The organism is Nocardiopsis baichengensis YIM 90130 (assembly GCF_000341205.1).
Lineage (GTDB): Bacteria > Actinomycetota > Actinomycetes > Streptosporangiales > Streptosporangiaceae > Nocardiopsis_A > Nocardiopsis_A halophila.
Genome location: NZ_ANAS01000029.1, coordinates 1 through 7245 on the forward strand (window position 1 = coordinate 1; position 7245 = coordinate 7245).

General features: G+C 72.9%; 6 protein-coding genes, 1 tRNA gene and 1 other RNA gene. 7 read left to right on the plus strand and 1 reads right to left on the minus strand.

Annotation, left to right across the window (positions count from 1 at the left end; all coding sequences use genetic code 11):
* The 5 genes from C892_RS30130 to C892_RS0121235 all read left to right on the plus strand — a co-directional run.
* The coding region (locus C892_RS30130; RefSeq protein ID WP_204366458.1) for a DUF2637 domain-containing protein at positions 1 to 1010 on the plus strand (1010 nt) is incomplete at its 5' end.
* Between the two features lie 221 nt (positions 1011 to 1231).
* A complete protein-coding gene (locus tag C892_RS0121220) occupies positions 1232 to 1510 on the plus strand; it encodes a hypothetical protein (RefSeq protein WP_017558825.1) in 279 nt (92 codons plus the stop codon).
* 12 nt (positions 1511 to 1522) lie between these two features.
* On the plus strand, positions 1523 to 2923 hold the full coding sequence (locus C892_RS29360; protein WP_239647474.1) for a DUF3631 domain-containing protein: 1401 nt from the start codon (positions 1523 to 1525) through the stop codon (positions 2921 to 2923).
* Between the two features lie 80 nt (positions 2924 to 3003).
* The gene (locus C892_RS0121230; protein WP_026124534.1) at positions 3004 to 3207 is read left to right on the plus strand and encodes an excisionase family DNA-binding protein; all 204 of its coding nucleotides are present in this window, start codon (positions 3004 to 3006) and stop codon (positions 3205 to 3207) included.
* 59 nt (positions 3208 to 3266) lie between these two features.
* Positions 3267 to 4520, plus strand: coding sequence for a tyrosine-type recombinase/integrase (locus C892_RS0121235; RefSeq protein ID WP_017558828.1), 1254 nt, complete (start codon positions 3267 to 3269; stop codon positions 4518 to 4520).
* A gap of 77 nt (positions 4521 to 4597) precedes the next feature.
* Here C892_RS0121235 and C892_RS0121240 read toward each other — a convergent pair.
* A tRNA-Ser gene (locus C892_RS0121240) sits at positions 4598 to 4685 on the minus strand.
* Positions 4686 to 4888: 203 nt separating this feature from the next.
* Between C892_RS0121240 and ffs the strand changes: the two genes are divergently transcribed.
* Positions 4889 to 4984: signal recognition particle sRNA small type (gene ffs / locus C892_RS30815), an RNA gene on the plus strand.
* A 123-nt stretch (positions 4985 to 5107) separates the two neighbouring features.
* Positions 5108 to 7245: DNA polymerase III subunit gamma and tau (locus C892_RS0121245; RefSeq protein WP_017558829.1), on the plus strand; the 2138-nt coding region annotated here is incomplete at its 3' end.

Genomic DNA, 7245 nt, shown 5'->3' on the forward strand with positions numbered 1-7245 from the left:
GGCGGTGCCGCATGAGCGCCACGACTTCCGCCCACGGCGGCAGCGCCCCCGGCAGCGCGGCACGCACTTCGGGTACGGGGCGGCTCGTGCCCTGGGTCGCCTTCATCACCGGGGCCGCGGTGAGCATCGGCGCCAACGTCCTGCACGCCACTTCCGGCGGCGCCGCGGTCGATGCCGGGCAGATCGTGGCGGCCGCCTGGGCGCCGATCGCGCTGCTTCTGGTTGCCGAGATGGTCACCCGCACCCGGCAGAACGGCGCCTGGTGGATCGTGGCGCTTCGGTGGCTGGGAACGGCCGTGGTCGCCGCGGTGGCCGCGATCGTGTCCTACGGCCACATGCGCGACCTGCTGCTGTCCTACGGCGAATCGGCCCTGGTGGCCTACCTGCTCCCCCTGAGCGTGGACGGGCTGATCCTGGTCGCCAGCATCGCCCTGGCCCCGGTCCCCGCCCCCGCGCCTGAGAGCGTGCGGCAGGAGGCCGACAACCCCGCCGACGACACCGGCAGCGACCGGCAGGCGCCCCCGGAACCGGCCCCCGAACCGGCCGGGTGGAACATGCCCGCCCCGCCCCCTGCCGCCCCCGACGAGCATCCTGCCGCGCCGACTGCCGCTGAGGCGGCAGAGCCGCCGGAGGAGGCGGCACCACTGCCGCAAGCCCCGCAAGTCCTGCCGGATGCGGCGGCACAGCCGCCCGCCCCCGCCGTGGAGGAGGCCGCCGGCGCCCGCGTCCCGGACGCCCCCGGGCCGACCGAAGGCGGCACCGGCCCGGACGGGGTGCCGCACGAGACCGAAGAGCCGGAGCTGTCGACCGAAGAGGCCGCCGCCCGGGCGGCAGAGCTGATCACCACAGCCGAAGCGGAGGGGCGCGAGGTCACCGGAGCGTTCATCGGCCGAGAGTGCGGGCGCTCCGAGCGGTGGGGCCGCGAACAGATCCGCAAGCACCGCACCGCTCCCGCCGACCGCCCGTCCCGGCTGGCCGTCGTGCCCGACACCGGCGCGCAGAGCGCCTGACACCACCCCGAAGAGCCTTCGCAAGAACGGAGGGCCGACCGTGCCCGTTGACCAGCTCGCCGCCCTGATCGTGTTCCTCGTGGTGATCCCGGTAGCCGCGACCGTCCTGGTCGCCGCGTGCGGCCTGTGGTGGACCTGACCCGACCAGAGCCCCCGCCGCAGTCGGTGAACCCGCGGCGGGGCCACCTCCAAGACTCCGCAACCGTGATGGGAGATCAGCCGTGCCCCTGCCCGAGAAGCCCGACATGAACCAGGTCGTGACCATCAAGCGCGGCGACCTTCGCCTGTTCCAACAGCACGTGAACAGCGTGGCCGCCGCCGACGATCCCACAACCGCCGCCTGCGAAGCCGCCTACATGCTCGCTCCGCTGGCCGCATCCGACCGGCTTCCCCGCCGCGCGGTGATCTGGGCCCTGTACGCCACCGCCGTGTACCGCGGCGCCGACCCCGAGCACGTCGCCGCCCGGGTGATGGCCCGCATCAACGCCGCCGCGAACTAGAAGGGCCCGGACGTGACCGACACCGACACCCGACCAGCCCCGGACCACGCCGACGGGCATGTGCTCGATGAAGTGGAGGCGTTCATGCGCCGCTTCGTGGCCTTCCCCAGCGAGGCCGCCGTGGTCGCCACCGTGCTGTGGGCCGCCCACACCCACCTGCTGGAGTGCTTCGACTCAACCCCACGCCTGGCCTTCCTCTCGCCAGAGCCCGGCTCCGGCAAGACCCGGGCCCTGGAGATCCTGGCGACCCTGGTCCCGTTCCCGATGCTGGCGGTCAACGCCACCACCGCCGCGATGTTCCGCGCCATCTCCGATCTGGAGCACCGTCCCACGATCCTCTTCGACGAGATCGACACCGTGTTCGGCCCCAAGGCCAAGGAGAACGAGGAACTGCGCGGCCTGCTCAATGCCGGCCACCGCCGCTCGGGGGTGTCCTACCGGTGCATCGGGGACGGCTCGGAACAGAAGGTGGTGGCCTTCCCCTCCTACAGCGCCCTGGCCCTGGCCGGTCTGGGAGAGCTTCCCGACACCATCCTGACCCGCTCGGTCATCATCCGCATGCGGCGGCGCGCCCCCGGAGAGAAGGTCGAGCCCTACCGCGAGCGGCTGCACGAGCCCCAGGGCCACGCACTCAGCACCCGACTGGCCGCGTGGGCGGGGGCGGTGCGCGAGGACCTGGGACAGGCCTTCCCCGAGATGCCCGAAGGGGTCACCGACCGGCCCGCCGACGTGTGGGAGCCGCTGCTCATGGTCGCCGACGCCGCCGGGGGCACCTGGCCCCAGCGGGCGCGCCAGGCGTGCCTGGAACTGGTCGGGGCCTCCCAGGACCCGGGCAAGGTGTCGTTGGGAGTGCGGCTGCTGGCCGACGTGCGCACGGCCTTCGCCGGGGCCGACAAGATGCCCACCGAAGCACTGCTAGAGGCGCTGTGCGCGATGGAGGACGCCCCCTGGGCAGAGATCGGGCCTGGGGGCAAGCCGATCGACTCGCGGCGCCTGTCGCGGATGCTGGGCAAGTACCCCACCGCCGAAGGCGCCCCGATCAAGCCCCGCACGGTGCGCATGCCCGACGGGTCGACTCCCAAGGGCTACACCGCCGACGACCTGGCCGACGCGTGGGCGCGGTACCTGCCCCCCATGGCTAGCCAGCAGGGGGCGGACGCCTCCTGTGGCGGTTCGGTATCCGCCACACGCCACATGTCCGCCACAGAAAACCGGCCGTTGACCAGCGGCGTTTCGGCTGTGGCGGACGTGGCGGACTTGCCGGAGGGCGGGGCGCGCCTTCCGTCCACGGTTCCCGATCCGGTCGAGGCCGGCCGCTGCTGGGAATGCGGGGGCGACTTCCGCCGCCCGGTGGCCACCGACCACCCCGAGTACTGCACGCCCTGCGCCCACCGACAGCGGGCCGCGAGCTGACCCCCATGAAGAACGCGGCCCCGGGCATCGCCTGCCAGCTACGCCCCGGGGCCGCACTCCCCGAAAGGAGCACCACCATCATGCAGCCCACCACCACGGACAAGAAGCTGCTTCGCGTCGAAGAGGCGGCGAAGCTGCTGGGCATCGGTCGGACCCGCGCCTTCGAGCTGATCAAGGAGGGGCGCCTTCGGTCGGTCAAGCTCGGCAAGACCCGCCTCGTTCCTGCCAAGGCCCTTGACGAGTTGGTTGAGCTTCTGCTCTCCGAGAGCACTGACGCGGCCTGATCCACCCCCCGGGGGCCGCTCCGCAGCGGCCCCCGCTCGAATCGCGGAAGTAGGACAGCATGACGCGCGACTCGAAGCGCACCCGTCAGCCGAACATGGCGTCTTCGATCTACGAGGGGAGCGACGGCTACTGGCACGGCCGCGTGACGGTCGGGATCAAGGACGACGGCAAGCCGGACCGCCGCCACGTCTCTCGGAAGACGAGGATGGCGGTCACGAAGGCCGTGCGGAAGCTCGAACAGGAGCGGGACAACGGCACCCTGCGGAAGGTCGGGGAGCGCTGGCGAGTGCAGGACTGGCTCACTCACTGGCTGGAGCACATCGCCAAGCCGTCGGTGGGGGAGAACACCTACAGCGGCTACCGCGTGGACGTGAGCGTCCACCTGATCCCCGGCGTCGGGGCGCACTGGCTCGACAAGCTCAAGCCGGAGCACCTGGAGGGGTTCTACGGCAAGATGCGAGACAAGGGCAGCAAGCCCGCGACGGTTCACCATGCCCACCGCACGATCCGGGCGTCGCTCAACGAGGCGGTTCGGCGGGGCGTGATCACCCGCAACCCCGCGCTGCTGGCCAAGGCGCCGAAGGTCGTGGAAGAGGAAGTCGAGCCGTATTCCATCGACCAGGTCCGCGGACTCCTCCGGCTGGTTGCCGATCGGCGGAACGGCGGGCGCTGGGCTCTGGCCCTTGCTCTCGGGCTCCGGCAGGGCGAGACGCTGGGGCTGAAGTGGAGGGACGTGGACCTTGACGCCCGAACGCTCCGGGTTCGGCGGCACCTGCTCCGGCCGAAGTACAAGCACGGATGCGCCGATCCCTGCGGCCGCAAGCCCGGGTTCTGCCCCGAGCGGGTGAGGGCCAACCCGTTGACCAAAGAGACCAAGTCCGCCGCGGGGCGTCGCCCGATCGGAGTGCCGGCACCGGTGGCCGACCTTCTCCAGGAGCATAGGCGTCTACAGGAGAAGGAGCGTGAACAGGCCGGACACCTGTGGGAAGACGGCGACTGGGTCTTTACCGACGCGTTCGGGCACCCGGTGAACCCGAACACTGACTTTCGGGAGTGGAAGGCGCTGTTGAAGGAGGCCGGGCTTCGGGAAGCGCGGCTTCACGACGCCCGGCACACGGCCGCGACCGTGCTGCTCATCCTCGAAGTTCCGGACCGGGCCGTCATGGGCCTCATGGGGTGGTCGTCCGGCTCGATGCTCAAGCGCTACCAGCACCTGGTCGACCAAGTCCGGAGCGACGTCGCGGACCGCGTCGGCGGGCTCATCTGGGAGGGACCCAAGCGGGCCGACAAAGGCGCCGAAGAGGCGAACTGAGACGAAAACTGAGACGAGACACGAACAAGGCCCCGACCGCGCACCCGGTCGGGGCCTTCGTTCTGCCTCGTAGAGGCTGGCGGAGGATACGAGATTCGAACTCGTGAGGGGTTGCCCCCAACACGCTTTCCAAGCGTGCGCCCTAGGCCTCTAGGCGAATCCTCCGAGAACAACTCTACATGCCATGAGGGAGTGCTTCGAACGTCTTCCTGGGGTCTCCGGGGCATCGATGTGTCGACAGGGGGACACGGTGACTCGGTGCCCCAACGACAGGGAGACACGGGGCGCAGGGCGGCGGGAGCCTCCGGTCGTCCCGTCCGGACCCGCGCGGCCGTGCGGACCGGTCGCAGCGTCCTATACAGTGGGGGGCAGACCCCTCGTGCGGCGTCACCTTATGAACCTCCCCAGGGCCGGAAGGCAGCAAGGATAAGTAAGCTCTGGCGGGTGCGCGAGGGGTCCTTTGTGTTTCCCTCACCCCCGCAGCTCCTGCAGGCGCCGGCCCCGGTTCGCCGAACGCGGCGCGTCCCGTCGCCGGGAGGGGGTTGAATGGGGGGCGTGGATGCGACCGAGGGAGCCGTGAACACGCCGTGAGCATCGCGCTGTACCGCAAGTACCGGCCCGCGACGTTCGGGGAAGTGCGCGGGCAGGAGCACGTGACCGACCCGCTGCGCCAAGCGCTGCGCAACGGCCGGATCAACCACGCCTACCTCTTCAGCGGCCCCCGGGGCTGCGGGAAGACCTCCAGCGCGCGGATCCTGGCCCGTTCGCTCAACTGCGACCAGGGGCCCACCCCCGACCCGTGCGGGGAGTGCGAGGCCTGCGTCGCCCTGGCGCCCGACGGGCCCGGCAGCATCGACGTCATCGAGATCGACGCGGCCTCGCACGGCGGTGTGGACGACGCCCGCGACCTGCGGGAGCGCGCCTTCTTCTCGCCCGTCAACTCGCGCTACAAGGTCTACATCATCGACGAGGCGCACATGGTGACCCGCGAGGGGTTCAACGCGCTGCTCAAGCTCGTCGAGGAGCCCCCGCCGCACCTGAAGTTCGTCTTCGCGACCACCGAGCCGGACAAGGTCATCGGCACCATCCGCTCGCGCACCCACCATTACCCCTTCCGGCTGATCCCGCCGAGCACGCTGCGCGAGCTGATGGAGGAGATCCTCACCGAGGAGGGCGTGCCCTTCGACCCGGCCGCGCTGCCGCTGGTGGTGCGGGCCGGGGCCGGGTCGGCCCGCGACTCGCTGTCCATCCTCGACCAGCTGCTGGCCGGCTCCGACGAGCAGGGCATCAGCCGCGACGGCGCCGTCGCGCTGCTCGGCTACACCGACTCCTCGCTGCTGTCCGAGATGGTCGACGCCTTGGGCGACCGGGACGGGGCCGCGGCGTTCTCCCTGATCGACCGCGTCGCCGAGGGCGGCCACGACCCCCGCCGGTTCACCGCCGACCTGCTGGAGCGGGTGCGGGACCTGGTGGTGCTCGCGGCCGTGCCCGACGCCCTGGACAAGGGGCTGATCAACGTCTCCCCGGACGCGGTGGACACCATGCGCGAGCAGGCCTCGCGGCTGGGGCCGGCCGAGCTGACCCGCGCGGCCGAGGTGCTCAACCAGGGCCTGACCGAGATGCGCGGGGCGACCTCGCCCCGGCTGCAGCTGGAGCTGACCTGCGCGCGCATCCTGCTGCCCGGCGCCGCCCCGGCGGGCGACGCGGGTGCGCTCGCGGCCCGCCTGGAGCAGGTGGAGCGCCGCGTGGCCTCCGCACCGGCGAACCCGGCCCCCGCGCCGCAGGCTCCGGCCCCGTCGGCACCTCCGGCACAGGCTCCACAGGCCCCGGCTCCGGAGCCGCAGGCACCCGCGCCTGCGCCCGCGCGCCCGGAGCCGGCACCGCAGCCCGAGCGGCCCGCACCGCCCCGTGAGGAGCCCCCGCGTCCGGCCGCGAGGGACGACGACTGGCCCGAGGCCGTGCGCCCCGGCGAGGGCGGCCCCCGGCAGGCCCCGGCCGCGCCCGAACCGCCGGCGCCGGCCCCCGCGGCCCCGGCGCCGCAGGCCGCGCCGTCGGCCCCGGCCGCGGGCGGCCCCGTCGACGTCGCCACGCTCCAGGCCTCGTGGGGCCGGGTGATGGAGGCGGTCAAGGGGCTGCGCCGGTTCACCTGGATGGTGCTCAGCGGCAGCGACGTGCGGCCGGTGGGGATCGAGGGCACCACCGTGCAGCTCGGCTTCGGCCGCCCCAACGAGGCCAAGGGCTTCTCCAACAGCGGGAGCGACGCGGTCGTCGCCAAGGCGATCAAGCAGGTCCTCGGTGCGGAGGTACGGGTGGTCGCGGTGACCGGCACCGACCCCCAGGCGTCCGCGCCCCCGGCCGCTCCGCAGCGCCCCGCCCCGCAGCCTTCGGCGCCTCCGCCGTCCCCGCCCTCCCCGTCGGGCGGTTCCCCCGGCGGCCCCGGAAGTCCCGGCGGAGGCGGCGACGCCGGAGGGTCCTCGGGCCCGTCCGGAAACGGCTCCGGGAACGGTTCCGCAGGCGGAGCCTCCTCGGCCTCCGGCCCTGCCGCCCAGCAGGCCCGCCGCATCGCGACCGGTCTGGAGGAGCCGCCGCCCGACCCCTATGAGGACGCGGCCGCGGCCCCTCCGCCCGACATGGGCAACGGTCCGATGGGGCAGGCACCGCCCCCGCCCCAGGAGCCCGACGAGCCGGACCCCGAGAACGACCGGGACGACGACGGCGGCCCCCC